We start from the raw sequence: 22,546 nt of genomic DNA, 5'->3' as shown, positions 1-22,546 counted from the left end.
GGATTTGATCAACAAGGCCGATGGTGATTGGAAGGTGCTTCATACGCATTCCTCAGCAAGAAACCGTCGTTAGTTGATAAAAGCTGGAGTTTAGCTAAGTCGATTAAAGGGCTTAGCTATATCTAGATATTCCAAGTTGATTTTAAAGGGGATAGTCGATATTTGCTTAAATAGTAATTATTTAGGTTGTCATTGTCTTTATAGGTAATAGAAATGAATTGTATTGTTAAATTAGTAAAAAACTCGATAAGCATGAGCTTAGTTGTAAGTTTTAGTCATATGGCTATGGCAGAAGAAAATAGCCCAAATAGTATTGAGCGCTTGACCATCGTTGGCAAACACAATGACATTAATACTATTCCGGGAAGTGTTCAGGTTTTAGCAGAAAAAGAATTAGCTACTTTTGATTACACTGACATTATGCGAGTACTTACGAGTGTTCCCGGTGTATATGTGTTAGAGGAAGACGGTTATGGTTTAAGACCAAATATAGGTATGAGGGGGTCGGGTCAAAATCGAAGTGAGAAAATAACTGTGCTGGAAGATAACATATTAGCAGCTCCTGCTCCCTATTCAGCTCCATCGGCATACTACTTCCCAACCTTTGGGAGAATTCAGCAGGTAGAAGTTCACAAGGGAGCATCGAGTGTACTCTACGGGCCTCGTAATATTGGAGGAGCTATAAATTTGTTGTCGAGGCAAATACCAGAAGAAGACCTTGCTGGCTTTTTTCAAGCAAACATGGGGCAAGATGGTTTCGCTAAACTGCATACCTATGTAGGAGGAAAAGGCGATAATATTGGAGGCCTGATAGAAGTCTTTAGTTATCAGGCAGATGGTTTTAAGAATATTAATCAAACGGAAACAGATTCGGGATTCAACAAAAATGATGTGTTAATGAAAACGATGTTTAGCACCGATGCATTGTTTGGTTCATATCAAGAAATTGAATTTAAACTGAAGTATTCAGATGAAAAAGCCAATGAAACATATATGGGATTAACTGATGAAGATTATTCAAAAAGTCCTTATAGCAGATATTCTGCCTCTCAGAAAGACAACATTGAAACAGAGCATTTTCAGCTCCAAGTAAATCACTTTGTTCAACTAAATAGTTTATCTTCAATCGTTACAAGTCTGTATTTTAACGACTTTAATCGTAATTGGTATAAAGCGAGTAAAATTGGAGGGAAGGGTTTATCTGACGGAGGGATTGAACTAGCGGCTATATTCGATCAAGGGTTGCTAAATGAACCGCTAAATGTCGATTTGAAAGCAAATAATCGAAGTTACATATCAAAAGGCATTCAGTCTCACTTCGACTTCGATATGGAAGCGCACGACTTAAAACTAGGCATAAGAGTTCATTATGATGAAATGGACAGATATCAGTGGGTAGATAGCTATAATCTGAATACGGATTTTTCTATGACGTTAACCTCTGCTGGAATAGCTGGTACTGATTCAAACAGAATTGATAGCGCCGAAGCCTTATCACTATTTTTACTAGATGAATATCAACATGACGATCTGAATATTCGGTTGGGATTTAGATTTGAAGATGTAGATATTAAGAGGAAAGACTGGGGGAAGGCCGACCCAAGTAGAAACTACTTACCTAAAGAAACTAAAAATTCCTCATCAGCTTTTCTACCCTCTTTAGGCTTCACATACGCTATGAAAGATAATTTTGTTGTATTAGCCAACGTCAATAAGGGATTTTCTCCTCCAGCTCCCGGAAATGAGAGTAGTGAGGCAGAGAAAAGCACCAATTACGAAATTGGCTTAAGAAGTAGTCTAGGTTCTGTTAATAGCGAAGCCATAGTTTTTTATTCGGATTATAAAAATATGCACGGAAACTGTACGGTCAGTCAGGGCTGTAGCGATGATAATGTGGGTGACCAATATAATGCGGGTAAAGTGCAAGTAGAAGGTGTGGAGTTAAAGCTAGGGTATGATTTCACTGCGAGTAATATTCGTTTTCCTATAAATGCATCATATACCTATTCAAAGAGTAGGTTTAAGAATAGCTTTGAATCCAAGTTGGATACTTGGGGAGAGGTTTATTCAGGTTATGAGTTACCGTATATCCCCGAAAATCAATTACAGCTATCACTAGGGGCATATGGGGAAAACTGGGAAGGAAACTTACTTGTTAGGTATGTTGGGAAATCGCGTTCTTCGGCGGGTAAAGGACAAATACCTATTGATCAATTAATCGAAGCTAGAACATTGCTAGATTTGCGAGCTGTCTATGAACTATCTGATAAACAAAGAATGAGTATTAGTGTAGATAATTTGTTAGGTAAGAAATACATGGTTTCTCGTGTACATGGGTCGATTATGGTTGGAAAACCGCGTTCAATAATTTTGGGATATGAATATTCTTTTTGATTTGAGTTGTATTAGGTCGATTATTTACGTTAGGAGTTAATCATGAAAGTAGCATATTTTGGCGGCGATATATTTTTTTCCTGCTTCACCAACCTTTGCTTTTTGCTGGCTTTAGCATCATAGAAAGGAGCAATTGAATATGAAAGTCGTATATTTTGGAAACAATCTATTTTCAAACTGTTTGGCACAGTTGATTGAGCAAGGCTTAAGTGTTGAAGCCGTCTATACCAATGAACTATTAGAAAATGCAAGTTTCGTTAAAAAATTTGTGATACATATAAAATCATGACACGATCATTAAGGCCGACTAAAGAAGATCTTGATGAGTATGTAAGATCTGGAGTGACTCTTTTTGTTGCGCAGAAAAAACAGGCTAGAGCGCAGTTAGCGGACGATGTCGCCATTTTCGAGGGAGGCCGCGTTGAAAGGAGCGCTGATGAATATGCTCATCATCATATGTTGTCGGATATGAAGTATTTAGCAGCGATGAAGAGCGACACACTTGAACATCAAGTGACGATACTTGGAAATACCACTATCTCTGCGTCGCGTAGTCAAACTACAGGTACTCATAAAGGTGTTGAACGCGATTATCAAGGCATGGAAACGATGGTGCTGGAAAAACAAAATGGTGAATGGAAGATTAAGAACATTCATTGGTCACACAACGGAGAGTCAAATGAGAAATAACAATCCATTACATCGAGTTTCTACGCCACGTAGACGCTTTGTACAAGGATTAGCTGCTGGCGGTGTATTAGCTGCTTTTCCGAGTATTCTTCATGCTGCTTCATCTTTAGTGGCGGGAACAATAACAGGTACTGTGCCCGAACTAAGTGGGGAAGTAATAGATCTGGTGATAGATGAGTCACCAGTAAACTTCACAGGTGTTGTAAGAACCGCTACGACAATAAATGGCTCAATACCAGCGCCTACCCTGCGCCTCAGAGAAGGTGATGATGTTACGATTAGAGTAACGAATAAATTATCAGTACCGAGTTCAATTCATTGGCATGGCATCATTCTTCCGTATCAAATGGATGGCGTTCCGGGTATTAGCTTTAAAGGGATAATGCCGGGTGAAACCTTTGTTTATAAATTTAAGCTGCAACAAAGTGGCACGTATTGGTATCACTCACACAGTGGCTTTCAAGAAATGACAGGTATGTACGGTGCATTAATCATTGAACCAAAAGAAAAGGATATTATTAGTGCTGATAGTGAACATGTTATCCAATTATCTGATTGGACAGATGATGACCCAATGGATTTGTTTCGTAAGTTAAAAGTACAAAGCGATGTATTTAACTTCAATCAACCTACCGTTCCAGAGTTTTTTGATGACATTTCAAATAGCAGCGTTTCAAATGCGCTACAGCGCCGTGAAATGTGGAATAAAATGAGAATGAACCCTACAGATCTTACAGATTTATCAGCATCAGCAATGACTTTCTTAATGAATGGCACTACGCCAATGGCAAATTGGCGTGGAATGTTTAAAGCCGGAGAAAAGGTTAGACTCAGGTTTATTAACGGCGCTAGCAATACGTTTTTTGATGTAAGAATACCTGAGTTGAAGTTAACAGTTGTACAAGCTGATGGACAAAATGTTGAACCTGTGACAGTAGATGAATTTAGATTTGGCCCCGGTGAAACTTATGACGTGATTGTTGAGCCAAAAAATGATGCGTATACCATTTTTGCTCAAAGCATGGATCGTTCAGGTTATGCTAAAGGAACTTTATCAGTGGCACCTAATATTGATGCACCAGTACCTTCTTTAGATCCCGTTGAGTGGCTAACGATGACAGATATGATGGGTAAAATGGCCCAAGGAAATGAGCATTCCACAATGGCTGGTATGGCAGACATGTCGGGTATGAATTCTAAAAAAATGGATCATAGTGCAATGGGTCATGGAGCGATGGAGATGGATCATAGTAAACATGGAATGGCCAAAAGCCCATTGGCTGTTGCTAGCACCAAAGTGCGACATGCAAAAACAGAGTATGGAGCCTCAGTTGATATGCGTGTTGATATGCCTAGAACAAATCTAGATGATCCCGGTATAGGTTTACGTAAAAATGGTCGCCGTGTTTTAACACTTGCAGATTTACATTCTCTTGAGGGAATTACAAACCAGCAAGAGCCAGAAGCTGAAATTGAATTACATTTAACTGGAAACATGGAGCGTTATAGTTGGTCATTTGATGGCTTGGAGTTCGGAAAAAGCACGCCAGTCCACATGAAACACAATCAACGTTTAAGAGTTATTTTACAAAACGATACAATGATGACACACCCCATGCACCTGCACGGTATGTGGAGCGATTTAGAGAATGAGCAAGGAGATGTTCAGGTTCGTCGCCATACTATCCCCGTACAACCAGCGCAAAGAATTAGTTTTTTAACAACACCTCATGACGTAGGTCGTTGGGCATGGCATTGCCATTTATTATTCCATATGGATGCAGGTATGTTTAGAGAGGTAGTTGTATCATGAGAAAATTAATACTAACCAATACGTTAAGACTATTATTAATAGGTTTACCCCTTATAAGTGTATCTGTATCTGCAAAAGATGAGATGGGTGATTCTAAAATGCAAGCACAAGGTGGAGATGCACCTAAAGATGCTAGAGACCCACATGCTTATGCAGCAGGCACAACTTTGACTGAAGGTCCTTATGCACTCAATAGCGACAAACGATTAACCTTGGCAGATGAACATTCATTTTATGCGCTACTAGGGGATCGTCTTGAATATAATGAGCAAGCAAACGCAGGTGTATTTGACTTTCAGGCATGGTATGGCACTACTTTTGATAGATTAGTCATAAAAACTGAGGGCGACTTCAGCAAAGGTAGTTTAGAAGAAAACCAAACTGATATTTTATGGAGTCACGCAGTTTCAACATATTGGGATACACAAGCGGGGGTACGATTTGATTACAGCAAGGACGGTGAAAACCGCCAGTGGCTAGCTTTTGGCATGAGGGGGCTTGCTCCATATTGGTTTGATCTCGATATGACTGCCTACTTGGGCGAAAAAGGCAATACAGCATTATCGCTTAGAGCAGAGTATGAGCTATTACTCACACAAAAGTTAATTGTTCAACCACGAGCAGAGTTGACGCTTTACGGTAAGGATGACGTCCAAAATAACCTTGGTAGTGGCTTATCTAGCAGTGCTATTGGTTTTCGAGTTCGTTATGAGTTTACCCGCCAGTTTGCTCCCTATGTTGGCGTTGAGTGGACAAATAAATTTGGTAATACAGCCGACTTTGTCAAGTTAAATGGGCAAAGTACGCGTGATACTGCTTTTGTTGCAGGTATCAAGTTTTGGCTTTAAAGCGAAGAAATAATTATATCGATTTGATGAGAGCTACTGCAATCATATTGATGGTAGCTTTTCATTTTGTCTGGGATTTAAACCATTTTGGCTATGTTACAACAGATATACCCAATGGCATTTTCTGGAAAGAGCTTAGAGCATTAATTGTAAGCCTATTTTTGTTTTCAGTTGGTGTCAGTCTGGTTTATTCCTACCAAGGAGGTATATCAGCAAAGAAGTTGAGTTGGCGAATAGCTAAGATATCTAGTGCAGCGTTACTAGTGACATTATCCTCACTGTTTACCTTGCCAGAACATTGGATTTACTTTGGTGTTTTACACTTTATAGCTGTTGCTACCGTATTGTTAGTATGGCTGGTCGGAAAGCCTAAACTTGCTTTGCTATTATCTATGCTTACTTTTACAGCATATATAGTTTTAGAAATACCTTGGAATTGGCCTTTTAACTATATTGAAGGTTATATTTCAAAACATCCTAGTGACTTAGTTACTCCGTTTCCTTGGTTGGCTTTGCCCTTGCTTGGAATTTGGGCTGCACAAATTACAAGGTTTAAACGATATAACCAAAAAAGCGGAAAGCTCTCAATTTTTATTAGGTTCTTGAGTAAAAATTCATTAATTATATATTTAACTCATCAGCCAGTTATGTTTTTAGTTTTTTATTTTATTAGTTAACGTATATTTTGGTCACTACGTTAAATTGGCCCATATCGTCCAGCTTGATGAAATTTATGAAAAAAGAAGGTTAATATGAATACTTGTAAAGTTGCTGTCGTTACTGGAGCTAGTTCAGGACTGGGGAAATCTTTGTGCCTAATGCTAGCTAAAAATGGAATAAAGGTTTATGCAGTCGCTAGGACGCGAACAAAGTTGCTAGAACTAAACGAACAATTTGCAAATATTGAGGCGATTAATGAAGATTTGTCTTCAGTCATAGGTAGGAAAAATGTTTTAAAGGCGATTGACAGTGAAAAGCAGATTGATTATCTAATACACTGTGCTGCTGTCGTAGAGCCTCTAATACCAATAACGTTAATAAAAGAAACGGATTGGCAAAAAACTATAGCGTTAAATGTCGAAGCTCCACTTTTTCTTACTCAGGACTTATTGCCTAAGTTCGAAGCTTCAAAGGTTCTTTTTGTTACTAGTGAGCCAAATATCCATCCAGTTCAAGGAGCTTCTGTGTATTGTATCAGCAAATCAGCAATCAACATGGTTTATCAGTCTTTTAAGAATGAGATCCCCCCTAACAAAGCATTATTTGGCCTAGTATCTCCGGGTCTAATTGACACTCCTATGCAAAAGAAAATTCGAGCAACAGACAAGTCTATCTTGCCATCTGTAGAGGTTCTTATTCAACTGCATAACAGTGGGCAACTCAATCAGCCAGATAGATCCGCCAAATTTTTATTTTGGTTGTTAACAGAAGTAGAGGGTGAAGCTTTTTCCAGCCAGTGCTGGGATATTTATGATGAGACCACAAGATGTCAATGGGATTTACGATAAATGACTATTTTACCAAAATTATTTTTATTACAACTAAAAAAAGTATCTGAATGTCAGATATACCTACCTAATACCAAAGAATATAAGAATAAAGTTCAAGTATATAATCGAGCTATAAAAAATTTTCCTCTAGCTGTTGTCGAGCCATACAATAAAAATGATGTGGTTGCCCTTGTAAGGTTGGCTAATAAATACAGGGTTCGATTTTGTGTGAAAGGAGGTGGGCATAACACTGCTGGGAGTAGCGTGCAAACCGGTACTTTGGTAATTGATATGAGTAAATTTAAGCGTATTGGTATAAACCCTTTAGAGAAAAGAGTAATAGTTGAAGCTGGCGTGTTAAATAATGAGCTAGATGATGCTTGTGAGCCTTATCAATTAGCACTGCCATTAGGAACTTGCAATAGTGTTGGTGTTGTTGGTTCGACTTTAGGTGGAGGAGTAGGCTTTTTATCAAGGAAGTTCGGGCTAGTAATAGATAACGTGATTAAATTTGAAATAGTGACCGGACAAGGTAAATTATTAAATGTTACTAAAGAAAATCACTCTGATTTGTTTTGGGGGTTAAGAGGAGCTGGTGCAGGCCATTATGGAGTCGTAATTAGTATCGACTATAAATTGTGGAAGATCCCACAAAAAGTATACGGTGGTACAATAAGTTGGTCGTTAAGCGCTGGGAAAAAAGTACTAACTCATTATTTTAATGTTATGAAAGAAGCGGATACTAGTACGTTTTTATATGCGTATGCAGGTCCTAGCGAATCTGGACAAGCATCCGTATCTGTGTTTGGAATCTGCTTGCAAAGTAAAGAAAAAAGCAAAGCATTATTTGATTCGTTTTTGGCTTTAGCAAAACCAATAGAGAAAAATATCGGTTTTCGTAGTTATTACGAATTACAATCCGCTCACTACAATGAAGGGTTGGCGATATACTGGAAAAACAAGTTTGTAAAAGGACACCCGATAGAACTAGTTGATTGCATAGTTAACGCAATGTCAGAATGCCCTGAAAATATGGGAGGCATAATGCTTGATCCAATGGGAGGTGCAATTAAAAATTTAACTAAAAATGAGACCGCATTTATACATCGAGAAAATGATTATATTCTAAGTTGTACCGGAATATACTCAAACGATTATGTACCGAAAAAAATTAAACAATGGGTTAACAAATCTATGCAAGAATTCGGTGGGTACTGTCAATCCACAAGTTATCAAAATTATGAAGACCAAGAAGCTTCAGATCATAATCAATATTTCTCACATCATAGTGCAAGACTATCTAAGTTAAAGAAAAAATATGATCCACATAACCTAATTTACGGCATTTTATCTAAATCGAAATAATATAATTTTGTTAGAATTTTCTAAACGCTAAATTTCACTATAACCAATGTTATTTAATACTGGTAAATAACATTTTTTAAGCAAAAAACCATTTAGTTCAGTAAAAAAGCAATAAAACATAGGTTTTAGTTCAAAGTTTGATCAAGATCATAAAATTGTTTTCATAAAGGGGCTAATATTGTAGGTGCTATAGAAGGAATTAACATGTTTAGACTTTTCAGGTGGTTTAAAATAGTGATAATAACTGTGTTGCTTACGCAGCATAGTTTTGCTACAGCTAAGCCAATGAATTGTGAAGAACATCAAAATGGATCTTCCGACACGCATATTATGCAACGAAGCAAAAATATTCACCATCAATCAATGAATGACAATAGTCACTATCACACTGTAAACTCGCAAGACTCTAAACACCGTCATGGTGATGAAGTCTGTGAAAAATGTAAAGCTAGTGATTGTGTTTGTTGTGAGGGGGGATTTTGTTCAAGCTTTCATTTAAATCCCTATCTTGTGCAAGCGCAAGAGGAAGGTATTTGCAATATTTACTCTGAGCTATTTCTACAGCGTACACCTCTACCAAAATCTGGTATCCATCTCTTACTTTATCGTCCACCAATTATTGGCTAATCACGGGATCAGTGCGTCTTTTTTTCGCCACTCCCATCAAAAATAGAACGATTTATTCATTGGTTTAAATAACCAACTGTTTTGAACAATTAGCACAATATTTTTGGGAGGCATGATGAACATGCTCAAATTATTGCCATTTGCAATAGCTACCGCTGTTGCGAGTGGACATCTCTTAGCGAATGAACAACAAAATAATAGTCGCTTCGCGTTAGCGGGGTATGGAGACGTAAAATACGAAGACAGTGAATTGATGGATACAAGTGCATTCAGTGCGCGATTTGTACCTATTTTCTTGTTTAGTCTCAATGACAAAATGCATATAGAAGCTGAAACTGAGATCTTAGTCGATGAAAATGGGGAAACTGAAGTCGAGCTTGAATACGCTGATATTCATTATTTCCTTTCAGATACAACTACTTTTACCGCAGGTAAATTTCTACTCCCATTTGGCCAGTATGGGCCGAATCTACACCCTAGTTGGATAAATCGCTCAGCATTTTCTCCCGGTATTTATGGCGGGTTAGGTGGTCATGGTGGTTATCAACCTATGCAAGGTTTGTTACCCGTGATGAGTGATATTGGTGTTGGCATTCAACACATTATTCCTTTGGGTAAAAATCAGAAGATTTTCTTTGATGTATATATGACCAATGGTCTTGCTGCCGAGGCTCCGCATGACGATGAAGAAGATGCCCATGATGAAGAACCTGTGCAGGATGGACACGAAGAAGAGGTTGTCGATGAACATGCTGAAGAGGAAGACGTGCATGAAGAAGTTGATGATCACGCTTTGGAACTTCCTGAACTAGCGTTTGAAGCAACGAGTGCGGATAACAACTCTGATAAGGCGTTTGGCGGTCGTATTGCTTATGCTTTTCTTCCCGGTATTGAGGTTGGCGCTTCCTATTACACTGCAAAATACGATGACGATGAAAAGCTAGGATTTACAGCAACTGGCTTTGATATCAACTGGATTGGTAACCATTACATCGTCAGAGGGGAATACATCAAAACAGAAACCGATGCCTTCGAAGAAGATGAACATGAAGAAAACAAAGTGATCACATTTGATCGCAATGGTTGGTATCTCCAAGCAACCTTTATGGCTGGAAAAATGTTCAATGTATTACAGGGGACAGATTTCGTCGTTGAATATGCCGAAACCAATAAAATTAACGAAGCGGAGCGTTGGGCTTATGGCATTAATTACTGGTTAGACAGCCGAGCAGTCATTAAGGCGACATACGAAGATACAACCGTTCACGATGGTGAAGATGACAAGCGCTTCGCTATTCAATACAGCTATGGCTTTTAAGGGAGACACTTAAATGAAATCAATTATTCAAATATTACTGGTTGTCAGCCTATCTCTTTTGTCTGCTTTTAGCTCTCATGCAGAAGAGAAAATTTCCGGTGCAGAAGTGATCAATAACAACTGTGCAAGATGCCATAACGCTCGCGCTGTTCATGAATTTTCTATTCCCGAATGGAAAGTCATTATGCCGCATATGCGAGAAAAGGCGCATTTAACAGGTAAAGAAACGCAAGCTGTTCTTGAATTTTTGGAACTTACTAGCCAAAGCGTACCTTTGGCAAAAAAAGTAGCGCCAGAAAAGATGATAGCGCCTGATGGAAAGCAATTGTTTACTCAATTTGGTTGCCAAGGTTGCCATTCATTGAAAGGTGATGGTGGCACTGTTGGGCCAGCACTAGATGAGACGATTAAAGACAAAGGGATCGGTTTCTTTATTAAGAAGCTACAAAATCCTCAGTTTAATAACTCATCTTCGCCTATGCCTAAAATGCCACTAAACGAGCAACAGATAAAAGCAATAGCTGAGTACATTAAATCATAAGGAAGCGCTTGACCTGTGTCTTAGACACAGGTCTAAGCTGTAGGTGAGAGTACAAACTTAGGTGAAAAACTAAGGAGTAAATATGAAAGTAACAGAACTATCAAAAAGCCTTGGAACGACTGCTGATACGGTGCGCTATTACACGCGATTGGGACTGTTAAAACCTGCTAAGTCAGTGAACGGCTATAAGTCTTACTCGAATAAAGAGGTATCGAGACTTAAGTTCATTTTAAGTGCCAGAAACCTTGGTTTTTCCGTTGCTGATATCAAGCAAATTCTTAATGAATCTGAAGATGGTAAAAGTGCGTACCCATTAGTCAGAAGTCTGATCAAAGAGCGGCTTGAAGAAACAGAAAAGCAGTTTCAAGCAATGTTGGCACTTCGAGGAAAAATGTCTTTGGCTCTTTCTCAATGGGAAGAAATGGAAGACAAAGCACCGACTGCAAACATGGTTTGTCATCTCATCGAAAACTTTGAGCAAATTAAAACGGCATAGGAGGAAAAATGGTGGCTACTAAAACAAATATAAAAACTGAATCAGGCTGTTGCTGTCAGGCAAAAGCTCAATCTTCTTCATGTAAAAGTAAGGAGAATACGTTGGAGAAAGTATCACATAACCAACAGCTCATCATAGAAGGAGCTGGGTGTGCTAGCTGTGTAGGCAAAATTGAAGGGGCGTTAAAGGCAACGCTTGGAGTCGTCAGTGCGGAAATGAATTTTGCTGATAGGACTGTAACAGTTTCTGGGACAGCTAAAACAGAAGAATTGATCAAAGCTGTTGAGTCAGTGGGGTATAACGCGAAGCCAATTGATGATAGCTCAGCAACAGATGCGCTTGACGAGAAAGAGGCGGCGGACTGGGCATATTACAAAAAGCTAATGCGCGATACGTTTATTGCTCTTTCACTCGGCGTTCCTTTGATGATCTACAGCATTGTGGTTGGAGAAATGACGGTTGAAACAAACCTTGAACGCATGTCTTGGCTGGTTGTAGGCATTTTAACTTTTGGTGTTATGTATTTTTCAGGTAAGCATTTTTATATTGGCGCTTGGAAAAGCTTTAAAAACCACTCCGCTAATATGGACACTCTAATAGCTTTAGGAACAGGTACAGCTTGGGTGTATTCGATGGTTGTCGTGTTTGCACCTGACGCCGTTCCATTGATGGCACGACATGTCTATTTTGAAGCTACCGCCATGATCATTGGCTTAATTGATTTAGGTCTAGCATTAGAAATAAAAGCCAGAGGTAAAACCTCTGAGGCCATTAAACGTCTTATCGGCTTGCAGGCCAAAACGGCAACTGTAGTTCGTGATAATAAAGAGGTTCAGATAGGTATCGAACAGGTTTTGCTTCATGATGTTGTGAAAGTAAAGCCGGGTGAAAAAATTCCCGTAGATGGCGTTGTATTGGAAGGACACACCTCTATTGATGAGTCCATGCTGACAGGCGAACCTATGCCTGTTGAAAAAGCCGAAGAAGATGAGGTTGTCGCTGGTACTTTGAACAAATCAGGCATGATTTTATTTAGAGCGACACGCGTTGGTAAAGACACGGCGCTTGCACAGATCATCAATATGGTGAAACGAGCGCAAAATTCAAAACCGCCGATTGGCCGCTTGGCCGATGTTATTTCCGCCTATTTCGTTCCTGTAGTCATGATCATCTCGGTGTTAAGTGCGTTAGCATGGCTTAACTTTGGCCCTGAGCCAGCAATTGCTTTTGCTATCGTATCAGCAACTACTGTGCTTATTATTGCCTGCCCGTGTGCTTTAGGCTTGGCAACACCCATGTCTGTCATGGTCGGAGTAGGAAAAGCAGCAGAAGCCGGAGTGCTTATACGAAATGGAGAAGCGTTACAAACCGCCTCTAAAATCACAGCCATGATTTTAGATAAAACGGGCACTATTACTGAAGGGGCACCTAAGGTAACCGATATTGTTTTAGCAAAAGCTACTGACGAAAAAGACGTACTACAGCTTGCAGCAAGTTTAGAAAGCGGCTCAGAGCACCCTTTAGCGCAAGCGATTGTTGAAAGTGCGTTAGATAAGGATATTGAGTTACTAAAAATTGAATCGTTTAATGCCATTACGGGTTTTGGTGTAGAAGCAAACTGTAACAATAAAGTCCTGCTTTTTGGTAACGATAAACTAATGAAGTTAAAAGGCATAGACCTCACAGGCTTTGTTGGAAAAGCCCAGTCTTTAGCCAAAGAAGCCAAAACACCTATGTACTTTGCTGTAGATGGTGAACTTGCCGCAATCATTGCTGTCGCAGATCCCATTAAGTCAGACTCAATCTCTGCTATCAAACGGCTTCAGGCTAATGGTATACGCGTCATCATGTTAACAGGTGATAACAAGGAAACCGCAGCCGCTGTTGCCAAAAAAGCAGGTATTAGTGAGTTTCTTGCTGAAGTGCTGCCAGAAGACAAAGCCAACAAGGTCAAAGAGCTACAAGACAGTGACGAGATCGTTGGTATGACAGGTGATGGCATCAACGATGCTCCAGCACTAGCGTTAGCCGATGTCGGTTTCGCCATAGGCACAGGGACTGATGTAGCAATCGAAAGTGCTGATATTACCCTGATGCGTGGCTCACTTCATGGCCTTGCTGATGCCATAGCTGTAAGCAAAGCCACTTTACGAAATATCAAACAAAACTTGTTTGGCGCGTTTGTCTATAACATAGCCGGGATTCCTTTTGCTGCGGGGATTCTATATCCCTTCTTTGGCATTCTGCTTAGCCCTGTAATTGCAGGTGCTGCAATGGCGTTTTCGTCATTGACCGTAGTGTCAAATGCAAATCGACTTCGCTTGTTTAAAGCAAAAGAGCATTAAGGAGAAGCACGATGATGGTAATTAACTTATTAGGCTTAGTGTTAATTGCACTGATTGTTTGGTGGTTTTGGCTATACAAACCCAATAAAACAATTTTTCAAGATAATGAAGTACTCATTGAAGTGAGGGATGGCGTGTATTCACCATCCTCAATTCAAGTGTCTGCTAGCCAGCCTGTCACTCTGAAGTTTATGCGCAAAGATCAATCACCCTGCGCTGAAACAATGCTTATTCCATCATTGGAGATAAGCGAGCAGCTTAAATTAAATGAAATTACTCAAATTACCTTATTGAACTTATCACCGGGAGAGCATGAGTTTCATTGTCAGATGCAAATGTATCGCGGTGTCTTAAAGGTTGTTTAGGAGGGCTTATGAACATGAAAAAAGTGACAGCCATTTTTGATGAAATGGTGTTAACACGAGTAGAAGAGGCATTACTTTCACATGGCTATAAAGGCTTTACCCTACATAAAGTAACTGGCAGAGGCGCATATGCTGATACCTACAATAGAAATCACTTATCAGCTCATATAGTAATGACAATTTATGTTGCCTTCGACGATGCCGAACATGTTGCTGAAGTTTTGCTCGATGCTGCGCATACCAACGTTGAAGGAGAAGGGTTAGTTAGCATATCTCCTGTGGATAATCTCTACTGGATAAATTCTAAGTCTGAAGCTTCAGCGGAGGATTTACGGTCAATAGGAGGCCATCATGAAAAATGAGCACCCTAAATTTTGGTCAACACCTACAGGCTGGGCTGCATTGGTGCTTATTGCGGCAGCCACCTATTTTTTAATCTTTGAACATGGACAGCATGTACTGCAATTTCTTCCTTATTTGATTTTATTGCTATGCCCGTTGATGCACGTATTTATGCATGGCAGTCATGGCAAACATGGCCACGATCATTCACATGCGCCTGATGAGAAAAAGGAAGAGAGCTTTCAAGAACTCACGGATAAAAATGCTGCCTATCGTGACGGCTACATACAAGGTTTAGAAGAAGGACGTAAGGAATCACATAAAAAGGAGAACAGTGATGAATGAGACATATGATTATGGCTTATGGTCAATGGTGATACTGAACTCAGCAATTTTTATCTTTTTTGCCTTTAGTTTTGTCAAACCAAAAACATCTACTGATTGGCGAAGCCTTGGAGCGTTCTCCGCCTTTATTGTTGCCCTATTTACTGAAATGTATGGCTTTCCTTTAACTATCTATTTTCTATCGGGGTGGCTGACGGAGACCTATCCAGAAGTAAATTTCTTTGCGCATGAAAATGGGCACTTATTGCATACTTTCTTTGGTTTTGAAGGTGATGCCCATTGGGACCCATTTCATATAGCGAGTATGGTATTTATTGTTGCTGGCTTCTTTATGTTGTCTTCAGCATGGAATGTATTACATCACGCGCAAAAAAATCATCAATTAGCGACCACAGGATGGTATGCAAGGTGTCGTCATCCACAGTATGTAGCATTCATTCTAATCATGTTCGGCTTTTTATTGCAGTGGCCGACCATCCCAACACTTGCGATGTTTCCAATCTTAGTCGTTGTTTACGTCAAGCTAGCGAAACGCGAAGAAGCACAAGCGATTGCCGAGTTTGGTTCGGAGTACCACAGATATATGGAATCGACACCAAGTTGGATTCCAAATTTTAATAAAAACATAGAAGGTAAAAATCATGAAAACGTTAGGTAAATCAATTTTATTTGTCAGCTCACTATTGGCGGCCACAAGTTTATTTGCTCAAAACAATGAGCATAAACATGAAGGTGCGAATAATTCTGATATGCATCAAGGCATGGCAATGTCGCATGAAAATATGGAAAAAATGCATAAAAAGATGATGGAAATGAAAAAAGAAGTTTTAGCAATTAAATCTGAACAAGATCCTGAAAAGCAAAAAAGAATGATGCATAAACATAGACGTTCAATGATGAAAATTATGCAGATCATGCATCGAGATATGGAAGACAAACCTATACATAAACAAATTGCAATGGCTGAACATCATCTGGAAATGATGGAAAACATGATGCCGCAGATGAACCGGAAAATGGAAGAAATTAAAGATAGCAATCAACAGCATTCACACAAACATTAGGAGAAAAATTATGAGCGATTTAGATCATAGAGTTGGCGTTAGAGAGCAGAATTTAGTTGTTCGAAATCTAAAGCTTAGCAATGTCACAGAAGAAAGCTGTGACGAGTTAGTAAAAGAAATAGATCAGCTTTTTGGTATAGATGAAGTTAGTTACAACATCAAAGAAGGTGAAATACACCTTGCCTATGATGCCGCAAACGTAAGCCTTGATGGGATTGAGGAGGTAATCCGTAAGTATGGCGCAGATGTTCATGATGATTGGTGGACACATACTAAAGAAAGTTACTATAAATTTGTTGATCAGAACATCAAAGATAACTCTGTTCATAAGCCTTGGAGTTGTCATCAAGCACCTTCGGGGGCTGGCCGGAAAAACAAATGAATTCATAAAAAAGTGTATAGATAATTAGTTAGTCAAATGAGGTAACAGTGATGAAAACACCCTATATAAAAGCTCTTTTATTGCTTACATTCGGTTTATATTTAGTGGGTTGTTCTAATACCACTTTTTATCATAAATACATGATGAGAGGTCAGGTAGTAGAAAGTTCTGATAATCGAACTCTAATCTGTATTGGTGCTAAGCATGGCGCAGAGGTTGGGCAAAAATACAGTGTTATTAGATTCCATGAAAGAATAGTATTGAGTGAAGGTGACGATCCCTACACTATCGAAAAGGTAGGAACGGTACAAATTACTAAAATTGTGAATGATCATTTCGCAACTGTAAAGCTAGTGTCTGGTGACATTGCAGCGAAAGATATGGTGGAACTTGAAAACTAATAAAGTGGTGGCGAAAGCCACCACAAGAGCATAACAATAAAACTTAATGAAAAAGCTTTAGTGTTATTTTGTACAACCTTTGAGATTGTTTGCTCAGTTCTGGTTATCTTGATGCCAGTACGACAGAAAAAATGTTACATATGGATTAGAAAGGTGTGGGCTGGCATCCTAGGTCTAATCTTAACAGTTAAGGAGCCGCCGAATAGAGCTATACCTTTACATCAGCAGCATAATCAATGCTCCCGCGATCATAAATAAGTTTTCAGATAGCGATACAAATCCAAGTGGCACACTACTATCGCCGCCTACACAGGCACACTTTAACTGGCGTTTGTCAATGTAAACGGCTTTGAAAACTGAAATTGCTCCAACTGTGCCGATAAACAATGAAAATGGTGCCACTGCGAGAGGCTGTAGTTGGGCAACCATACCAATACCTGCATATGCTTCAATGAAGGGATAAATATAACCATATCTTATCCATCTCATCGCTAGTAAATCATAAGTAATAAACGAATTTGTGAAACTGTATAGGTCTTTCAGTTTTTGCACCGCTAAGAGCGTCATTGAAAAAGCTATAAATAGCATCAGTGTTCTGATGGAGATAAATGAGCCGGAAGCAAAATGTTGAGATGCGACAGCAAGAAGTGCAGCTATCGAGAAAATGGCTACAACTGGCGTGTAGGTTGTGCCAGTTTGACCTGCTTCATCTTTACCAAAATACTCTCTTAAGTCATCGTATCCTCCGACACGCTTTCCTTCAATAAAGGTTTGTGGCGTAGTTTTGACATCATGCTTATCTTTGAAGTCATCAGCTTGTTGTCTTGACGTGAGCTTATGATCTTCTACATCATACCCTTGCCTCTCCAGCAAATCTTTCGACCTTAAACCATAGGGGCAGATATGTTCGTCAGTGACCATTCTGTACAGGGTAGCTGTCTTAGTCATCTTAGTCTCCTTTGTTCAGTGTGCCTTCAAACTTTGGGAGCGGTCGTTGCTCAGCCTGAGCTTGTGAGCTGACCTTTCCATTTTCAGAAATATCCTTAATCAGCCATTCCATTTCTTTTATTTCTTTTCGTTGGGCTTTAATAATACCATTTGCCAATTCACGCACGCGTACATCCTCCAAAGTTGAATGCTCACTAGTAAGAATAGCAATGGAGTGATGAGGAATCATCGCTTTCATGTAGGCAGTGTCAGAAATTGTGCTTTGAGAGCGAACAAGATAAAGACATATGGCGAACAGTATTGTCGCCAATAGAAAAATAGCCATGTTGAGCTTCTTGTTACTGTACATGCCAAGCATAAAGGCCAGCATGATCATTGCCATACCTGCTCCCATATACAACGCCATATAGATACGCGTTTCACTAAACCATATATGTGATACTGCGTAAGTGTTGAGATACATCATGACAAACATAGCAATGGTTGAGGTGATGATCATTGCAGCAAATCTTGAGTATTTCATAAGTAATCCTTACATTGATAGTGTAAATATTTCCCACTGTTAGCCTATTATTCTCTACATGTGGTCATGTTCTCGAAAAATTGCAAGTAATGAGCCAGTATCAATAAGAGTATTTGTAATACGATTGACTCAATTTCAGCGCAATTATTGTGAATCAGTACTAATCTACACATTTCGGTGTAAGAGTTTATGGGCAAAAAATCTTCTTTGAAGGAGATCAAATCAGCTTATATTTAGAGTTTGAGTTTTGAACTTGTGATAGACACAGGCGGAATTGGCTTTAGTTAACAATCTAATGTGGGAACTCAAAGTACTACAAGCTGAGCTTCAACAAATGTAAGCTCGTGTACAAGTGAAGACACAGTTAAAGCATGTGGAAGAATTAATCTTGATAGTTAGAGTTGTCATTTATTTCACTTTTTAAATGAACGAATATTGATCTTTTATCTCGTTCATGTCCGAAAGCTAAAAGTTTCCTACACATGAAAGTGGTTTTGCAAGAGTATCTACTAGAGAACAAGATTTGAATGCTCAACTGTTCAGTTGGGCTATTATGGTTGTAAAAAAATATTATAAGGCAATGTGTCTGGTACTTCGGTTAGAAATGAAAAAAGTTAAAGAAGCTAATCGATTTCATCAGGTAGGGTGATGAGGTAATAGTTACTCGCCTTGATCGGCTAGGCCGATCATTAAAGTCTATTCTTGAGGACATTGAAAGTACTCACAAACGGGGCGATTGTTCAAAGATTATTAATGGTTCTGTCAGTACAAAAAATGATAATCCGTTTACCAGTTTCATTCATAATCTGCGCAATTAGCAATAATGACGTGCGTTCATAACGGTCATAAAGAGCAATCCCCCTGCGCTGAAATAATGCTTATTCCTTCATTGGATATAAGCGAACAGCTTAAGTTAAATGAAATTACTCAAATTACCTTATTAAACTTGTCACAGGGAGAGCATGAGTTTCATTGTCAGATACAAATGTATCGCGGCGTCTTAAAAGTAATTTAGTTTTAAATAGGTCTTTTTACACACCTGAACGAGCAAAAGTAACTTAACAAAAGGCTTCTCGAAAACATTACGAGAAGCCTCTAAATTAAAGTTAAGATTTGTATTTACTGTAAACAATTCTATATAGAACAGGCAAAACAACTAAAGTAAGTAAAGTAGAGGAAATAATCCCTCCAATTACCACCGTTGCTAATGGCCTCTGAACTTCAGCCCCAGTTCCGACGTTTAATGCCATAGGAATGAAACCTAAGCTAGCAACCAAAGCGGTCATTAATACAGGGCGAAGCCTGATAGTTGCACCTTCGATAATTGAGTTTATTAGCTCTCCTGTTTCAAGTAATCGCTGTTTAATGAATGACAGCATCACCAGTCCATTTAATACAGCTATCCCTGAAAGAGCGATAAATCCAACAGCAGCAGAAATTGAAAGAGGCATGTCTCTTAACCACAAAGCCAATACGCCGCCTGTAAGTGCTAAAGGCACACCACTAAATATGATCAGGGCATCTTTTATTGAACTAAATGCTATGACAAGCAGTGTCAAAATTACAAACAATGTGGCAGGTACTACGATGGATAATCTTTGCGTTGCACTCTCAAGTTGCTCAAATGTTCCGCCGTACTCAAGCCAATAACCAGCAGGCAATTCAACATTTTGTTGAATTTTTTGCTGTGCCTCTTGTACGAATGAGCCTAGATCTCGGTTTCTAACATTTGCTGTAATTACAATTCGTCGCTTACCATTTTCTCGGCTTATTTGACTTGGAACTGTCGTATAATTTAACTCTGCAACTTCGCTTACAGGTACAAACTCACCACTTTCTGTCGCGATTGGCAAATTACCTAGCTGATCAAGGTTGGCTCTCAACAGCTCAGGATATCTAACTACAATTTCAAATCGACGATCACCTTCGAATATTAACCCTGCGCCTTCACCTGACACGACTGTTTTTAACCAAGACTGTAAGTCGCTTGCATCCAACCCGTATAGCGCTAATGCTTCAGGCTTGGGGTTAACGGTAAAGATAGGCACGTCATCAACTTGTTCGAGCCGCGCATCAGCAACACCTGAAATTGTATTGAGTGTAGCCAAAACTTCTTGTGCAGAAATGACAAGTTGGGATAGATCATCACCGTAGAGCTTAATCCCTAAATCAGCTCTTACTCCGCTAATTAATTCGTTAAATCGCATCTGAATTGGTTGAGTAAACTCATAATTATTGCCGGGAATAGAGCTGAGATCTTTTTCCAGCCTTTCAACAAAATCCTCTTTCGTTAAATTAGGGTCGGGCCATTGCTCTCTCGGCTTTAATATCAGAAAAGTATCAGTCACATTTGGCGGCATCGCGTCTGTCGCAACTTCTGCTGTGCCCGTTTTTGAAAACACCGTAACAACTTCATCATATTTCATAATTTGTTGTTCAAGTACCTTCTGCATTTCTACAGCTTGGTCAATACCCGTGCCCGGAATACGCATCGCGTGCAGTGCAATGTCACCTTCATTAAGTTGAGGAACAAATTCAGATCCTAATTTACTACCAAGTAATATGCTAAATGTCACAAGTAAAGCAGCGCCGCAAACAACTAGCCAACGTAGTTTTAAAGCCCACTTCAAAACAGGACTATAAACTGACTTAGCGCCGACAATTACTGGACTTTCTTTTTCGCTGATTTTGCCTTTCAAGAATAAAGCAACCGCAGCGGGGACTAGCGTGAAGGTAAATACCATTGCAGACAATAGAGCGATTATCACCGTTGCGGCCATCGGATGAAACATTTTGCCCTCGACACCCGATAAGGTAAACAAAGGTAAATAGACAATCGTTATGATCAATACGCCAAAAACACTAGGTCGTATAACCTCATTGGTAGCAGAATAAACAATGTCTAGGCGTTCTTTCAGGGAAATGACAGAACTATTTCGTTTTTGGCTTTCTGCTAACCGCCTAATGCAGTTCTCAACGATTATTACCGCGCCATCGACAATCAATCCAAAATCTAAGGCTCCCAGACTCATTAAATTCGCAGAGACTTTGCTTTGAACCATGCCCGTGATTGTTGCCAACATTGCCAAAGGAATTACTGCGGCGGTAATCAAAGCGGCGCGTATGTTACCCAGTAATAGGAACAATACGAAGATAACCAGTAATGCACCTTCAATAAGATTTTTCTGTACGGTGCTAATTGCTTTATCAACCAGAGTTGTCCTGTCATATAAGGGAACTATGGACACGCCTTGAGGTAAACTGTTTTGGATTTCACTAAGCTTGTCACCAACAGCCAATGCCACCGAGCGTGAATTTTCTCCTACCAGCATCATTGCGGTGCCAATCACACTTTCCTTGCCTTCCAGTGATGCAGCTCCTGTCCTTAGCTCTTTTCCTATCGCAACTTCGGCGACATCTTTAACTTTTACAAGTGTGCCGTCGTCGCTTTTTATAATGACGTTTTGGATGTCTTGAATAGATTGCAACTGAGCTTGTGAACGAACAAGAATTTGCTGTCCGCTTCTTTCGATGAATCCAGCCCCTTGATTTGCATTATTTCGCATTATTGCATTTGATAGTGCTTCACTGGTAATACCGAAGTGCAACATCCTTAACGGATCGGGATTGATATGGTATTGCTTTTTATAGCCACCAATTGCATTGATTTCCGTAATCCCTTTAACCAATGCAAGTTGTGGTTTCACTACCCAGTCATGGATCTCCCTTAACGCCATCGCATCATAGGGTAAGCCATTATTCTGCTTTGCACTTTCGTCGGCAGTTATACTGTACATGTATATTTCACCGAGGCCCGTAGCAATTGGTCCCATTTCTGGTTCAATGCCAAACGGTAGTTGCTCCTTAATTGCGCTAAGTCGCTCATTGATTAGGTTTCTGGCAAAATACAAATCTGTGCCTTCTTCAAACACAACAGTCACTTGCGACAGGCCATATCGAGAAAGTGAACGGGTATAATCCAGCTTAGGTAAACCCGCCAAGCCCGTTTCGACGATAAACGTAATCCGTTGCTCTGTTTCCAAAGGTGAATAACCTTGAGCCTGCGTGTTTATTTGTACCTGTACATTGGTTATATCTGGCACAGCGTCAATAGGTAGCTTCTGATAGTTCCATATTCCTAAAGCGATGATAAACAAGGCCATAAGCAACATAGTACCACGTCTACGGATAGATAATTCTAGTATCCAAGCGATCATATTTTCACCTCGATAATACTGAAGCCAATATG

24 protein-coding genes are annotated in these 22,546 nt (G+C 39.5%); 21 read left to right on the top strand and 3 right to left on the bottom strand.

Going from position 1 to position 22,546, the window contains the following annotated elements:
- The first annotated feature begins 213 nt into the window (after window positions 1-213).
- The 19 genes from C3B51_RS04785 (at window position 214) to C3B51_RS04690 (ending at window position 16,826) form a co-directional block, all read left to right on the top strand.
- A complete protein-coding gene (locus C3B51_RS04785; RefSeq protein ID WP_130244342.1) occupies window positions 214-2,394 on the top strand; it encodes a TonB-dependent receptor family protein in 2,181 nt (726 codons plus the stop codon).
- Window positions 2,395-2,679: 285 nt separating this feature from the next.
- A complete protein-coding gene (locus tag C3B51_RS04775) occupies window positions 2,680-3,084 on the top strand; it encodes a nuclear transport factor 2 family protein (RefSeq protein WP_240701853.1) in 405 nt (134 codons plus the stop codon).
- Window positions 3,074-4,897, top strand: coding sequence for a copper resistance system multicopper oxidase (locus C3B51_RS04770; RefSeq protein ID WP_130244341.1), 1,824 nt, complete (start codon window positions 3,074-3,076; stop codon window positions 4,895-4,897). The genes C3B51_RS04775 and C3B51_RS04770 overlap by 11 nt, the downstream gene beginning before the upstream one ends.
- Window positions 4,894-5,745: a copper resistance protein B gene (locus tag C3B51_RS04765; protein ID WP_130244340.1), complete on the top strand. Its 852-nt coding sequence runs from the start codon at window positions 4,894-4,896 to the stop codon at window positions 5,743-5,745. The genes C3B51_RS04770 and C3B51_RS04765 overlap by 4 nt, the downstream gene beginning before the upstream one ends.
- A complete protein-coding gene (locus C3B51_RS04760) occupies window positions 5,736-6,422 on the top strand; it encodes a heparan-alpha-glucosaminide N-acetyltransferase (RefSeq protein WP_240701852.1) in 687 nt (228 codons plus the stop codon). Before C3B51_RS04765 ends, C3B51_RS04760 begins: the two co-directional genes overlap by 10 nt.
- 75 nt (window positions 6,423-6,497) lie before the next feature.
- On the top strand, window positions 6,498-7,253 hold the full coding sequence (locus C3B51_RS04755; protein WP_130244339.1) for an SDR family NAD(P)-dependent oxidoreductase: 756 nt from the start codon (window positions 6,498-6,500) through the stop codon (window positions 7,251-7,253).
- A complete protein-coding gene (locus C3B51_RS04750) occupies window positions 7,254-8,600 on the top strand; it encodes an FAD-dependent oxidoreductase (protein WP_130244338.1) in 1,347 nt (448 codons plus the stop codon).
- A 204-nt stretch (window positions 8,601-8,804) separates the two neighbouring features.
- On the top strand, window positions 8,805-9,227 hold the full coding sequence (locus tag C3B51_RS04745; protein WP_130244337.1) for a hypothetical protein: 423 nt from the start codon (window positions 8,805-8,807) through the stop codon (window positions 9,225-9,227).
- Window positions 9,228-9,339: 112 nt separating this feature from the next.
- Complete coding sequence (locus tag C3B51_RS04740; protein WP_240701851.1) at window positions 9,340-10,545, top strand: porin; 1,206 nt, start codon at window positions 9,340-9,342, stop codon at window positions 10,543-10,545.
- Between the two features lie 13 nt (window positions 10,546-10,558).
- Window positions 10,559-11,086, top strand: coding sequence for a c-type cytochrome (locus C3B51_RS04735; RefSeq protein ID WP_130244336.1), 528 nt, complete (start codon window positions 10,559-10,561; stop codon window positions 11,084-11,086).
- A gap of 82 nt (window positions 11,087-11,168) precedes the next feature.
- Entirely contained in the window at window positions 11,169-11,582 is a 414-nt protein-coding gene (locus C3B51_RS04730; protein ID WP_130244335.1) for a MerR family transcriptional regulator, read from the top strand.
- Window positions 11,583-11,683: 101 nt separating this feature from the next.
- Complete coding sequence (locus C3B51_RS04725; RefSeq protein WP_130244344.1) at window positions 11,684-13,927, top strand: heavy metal translocating P-type ATPase; 2,244 nt, start codon at window positions 11,684-11,686, stop codon at window positions 13,925-13,927.
- Between the two features lie 11 nt (window positions 13,928-13,938).
- Window positions 13,939-14,292, top strand: a complete 354-nt coding sequence (locus C3B51_RS04720; RefSeq protein ID WP_130244334.1) for a cupredoxin domain-containing protein — start codon at window positions 13,939-13,941, stop codon at window positions 14,290-14,292.
- 8 nt (window positions 14,293-14,300) lie between these two features.
- A complete protein-coding gene (locus C3B51_RS04715; RefSeq protein WP_130244333.1) occupies window positions 14,301-14,654 on the top strand; it encodes a P-II family nitrogen regulator in 354 nt (117 codons plus the stop codon).
- The gene (locus C3B51_RS04710; RefSeq protein ID WP_063529849.1) at window positions 14,644-14,979 is read left to right on the top strand and encodes a DUF2933 domain-containing protein; all 336 of its coding nucleotides are present in this window, start codon (window positions 14,644-14,646) and stop codon (window positions 14,977-14,979) included. The genes C3B51_RS04715 and C3B51_RS04710 overlap by 11 nt, the downstream gene beginning before the upstream one ends.
- Window positions 14,972-15,637, top strand: a complete 666-nt coding sequence (locus C3B51_RS04705) for a methyltransferase family protein (RefSeq protein ID WP_130244332.1) — start codon at window positions 14,972-14,974, stop codon at window positions 15,635-15,637. Before C3B51_RS04710 ends, C3B51_RS04705 begins: the two co-directional genes overlap by 8 nt.
- Entirely contained in the window at window positions 15,621-16,043 is a 423-nt protein-coding gene (locus tag C3B51_RS04700) for a hypothetical protein (RefSeq protein ID WP_130244331.1), read from the top strand. Before C3B51_RS04705 ends, C3B51_RS04700 begins: the two co-directional genes overlap by 17 nt.
- A 10-nt stretch (window positions 16,044-16,053) precedes the next feature.
- Window positions 16,054-16,425, top strand: coding sequence for a hypothetical protein (locus tag C3B51_RS04695; protein WP_019677951.1), 372 nt, complete (start codon window positions 16,054-16,056; stop codon window positions 16,423-16,425).
- Window positions 16,426-16,475: 50 nt separating this feature from the next.
- Entirely contained in the window at window positions 16,476-16,826 is a 351-nt protein-coding gene (locus C3B51_RS04690; RefSeq protein WP_062566151.1) for a hypothetical protein, read from the top strand.
- 216 nt (window positions 16,827-17,042) lie between these two features.
- Here C3B51_RS04690 and C3B51_RS04685 read toward each other — a convergent pair whose 3' ends face one another.
- Together C3B51_RS04685 and C3B51_RS04680 are read right to left on the bottom strand one after the other, a co-directional pair.
- On the bottom strand, window positions 17,043-17,774 hold the full coding sequence (locus C3B51_RS04685) for a MauE/DoxX family redox-associated membrane protein (protein ID WP_016708238.1): 732 nt from the start codon (window positions 17,772-17,774) through the stop codon (window positions 17,043-17,045).
- 1 nt (window position 17,775) lies between these two features.
- Complete coding sequence (locus C3B51_RS04680; protein WP_008109672.1) at window positions 17,776-18,297, bottom strand: DUF305 domain-containing protein; 522 nt, start codon at window positions 18,295-18,297, stop codon at window positions 17,776-17,778.
- A gap of 656 nt (window positions 18,298-18,953) precedes the next feature.
- Here C3B51_RS04680 and C3B51_RS24155 point away from each other — a divergent pair.
- Window positions 18,954-19,115, top strand: coding sequence for a hypothetical protein (locus C3B51_RS24155; RefSeq protein ID WP_353956868.1), 162 nt, complete (start codon window positions 18,954-18,956; stop codon window positions 19,113-19,115).
- A gap of 5 nt (window positions 19,116-19,120) precedes the next feature.
- Entirely contained in the window at window positions 19,121-19,312 is a 192-nt protein-coding gene (locus C3B51_RS04675) for a cupredoxin domain-containing protein (RefSeq protein ID WP_227006812.1), read from the top strand.
- Between the two features lie 91 nt (window positions 19,313-19,403).
- On the opposite strand, the gene C3B51_RS04670 is transcribed toward C3B51_RS04675, so the two are convergent.
- A complete protein-coding gene (locus C3B51_RS04670) occupies window positions 19,404-22,514 on the bottom strand; it encodes an efflux RND transporter permease subunit (RefSeq protein ID WP_016708236.1) in 3,111 nt (1,036 codons plus the stop codon).
- Window positions 22,515-22,546: the final 32 nt, after the last annotated feature.

Origin of the sequence: Pseudoalteromonas rubra, from assembly GCF_004212645.1 — a bacterium.
In the GTDB taxonomy this organism is placed as follows: domain Bacteria; phylum Pseudomonadota; class Gammaproteobacteria; order Enterobacterales; family Alteromonadaceae; genus Pseudoalteromonas; species Pseudoalteromonas rubra_G.
Note: the sequence above shows the minus strand (reverse complement) of the source record. Positions and strands in the feature narration are given on the sequence as shown.

Bases quoted from the DNA above. Each gene is read 5' to 3' on its own strand.
- C3B51_RS04785 (WP_130244342.1), top strand. From the start codon at position 214: ATGAATTGTATTGTTAAATTAGTAAAAAACTCGATAAGCATGAGCTTA.
- C3B51_RS04775 (WP_240701853.1), top strand. From the start codon at position 2,680: ATGACACGATCATTAAGGCCGACTAAAGAAGATCTTGATGAGTATGTA.
- C3B51_RS04770 (WP_130244341.1), top strand. From the start codon at position 3,074: ATGAGAAATAACAATCCATTACATCGAGTTTCTACGCCACGTAGACGC.
- C3B51_RS04765 (WP_130244340.1), top strand. From the start codon at position 4,894: ATGAGAAAATTAATACTAACCAATACGTTAAGACTATTATTAATAGGT.
- C3B51_RS04755 (WP_130244339.1), top strand. From the start codon at position 6,498: ATGAATACTTGTAAAGTTGCTGTCGTTACTGGAGCTAGTTCAGGACTG.
- C3B51_RS04750 (WP_130244338.1), top strand. From the start codon at position 7,254: ATGACTATTTTACCAAAATTATTTTTATTACAACTAAAAAAAGTATCT.
- C3B51_RS04745 (WP_130244337.1), top strand. From the start codon at position 8,805: ATGTTTAGACTTTTCAGGTGGTTTAAAATAGTGATAATAACTGTGTTG.
- C3B51_RS04740 (WP_240701851.1), top strand. From the start codon at position 9,340: ATGATGAACATGCTCAAATTATTGCCATTTGCAATAGCTACCGCTGTT.
- C3B51_RS04735 (WP_130244336.1), top strand. From the start codon at position 10,559: ATGAAATCAATTATTCAAATATTACTGGTTGTCAGCCTATCTCTTTTG.
- C3B51_RS04730 (WP_130244335.1), top strand. From the start codon at position 11,169: ATGAAAGTAACAGAACTATCAAAAAGCCTTGGAACGACTGCTGATACG.
- C3B51_RS04720 (WP_130244334.1), top strand. From the start codon at position 13,939: ATGATGGTAATTAACTTATTAGGCTTAGTGTTAATTGCACTGATTGTT.
- C3B51_RS04715 (WP_130244333.1), top strand. From the start codon at position 14,301: ATGAACATGAAAAAAGTGACAGCCATTTTTGATGAAATGGTGTTAACA.
- C3B51_RS04710 (WP_063529849.1), top strand. From the start codon at position 14,644: ATGAAAAATGAGCACCCTAAATTTTGGTCAACACCTACAGGCTGGGCT.
- C3B51_RS04705 (WP_130244332.1), top strand. From the start codon at position 14,972: ATGAATGAGACATATGATTATGGCTTATGGTCAATGGTGATACTGAAC.
- C3B51_RS04700 (WP_130244331.1), top strand. From the start codon at position 15,621: ATGAAAACGTTAGGTAAATCAATTTTATTTGTCAGCTCACTATTGGCG.
- C3B51_RS04695 (WP_019677951.1), top strand. From the start codon at position 16,054: ATGAGCGATTTAGATCATAGAGTTGGCGTTAGAGAGCAGAATTTAGTT.
- C3B51_RS04690 (WP_062566151.1), top strand. From the start codon at position 16,476: ATGAAAACACCCTATATAAAAGCTCTTTTATTGCTTACATTCGGTTTA.
- C3B51_RS04685 (WP_016708238.1), bottom strand. From the start codon at position 17,774: ATGACTAAGACAGCTACCCTGTACAGAATGGTCACTGACGAACATATC.
- C3B51_RS04680 (WP_008109672.1), bottom strand. From the start codon at position 18,297: ATGAAATACTCAAGATTTGCTGCAATGATCATCACCTCAACCATTGCT.
- C3B51_RS04675 (WP_227006812.1), top strand. From the start codon at position 19,121: ATGACGTGCGTTCATAACGGTCATAAAGAGCAATCCCCCTGCGCTGAA.
- C3B51_RS04670 (WP_016708236.1), bottom strand. From the start codon at position 22,514: ATGATCGCTTGGATACTAGAATTATCTATCCGTAGACGTGGTACTATG.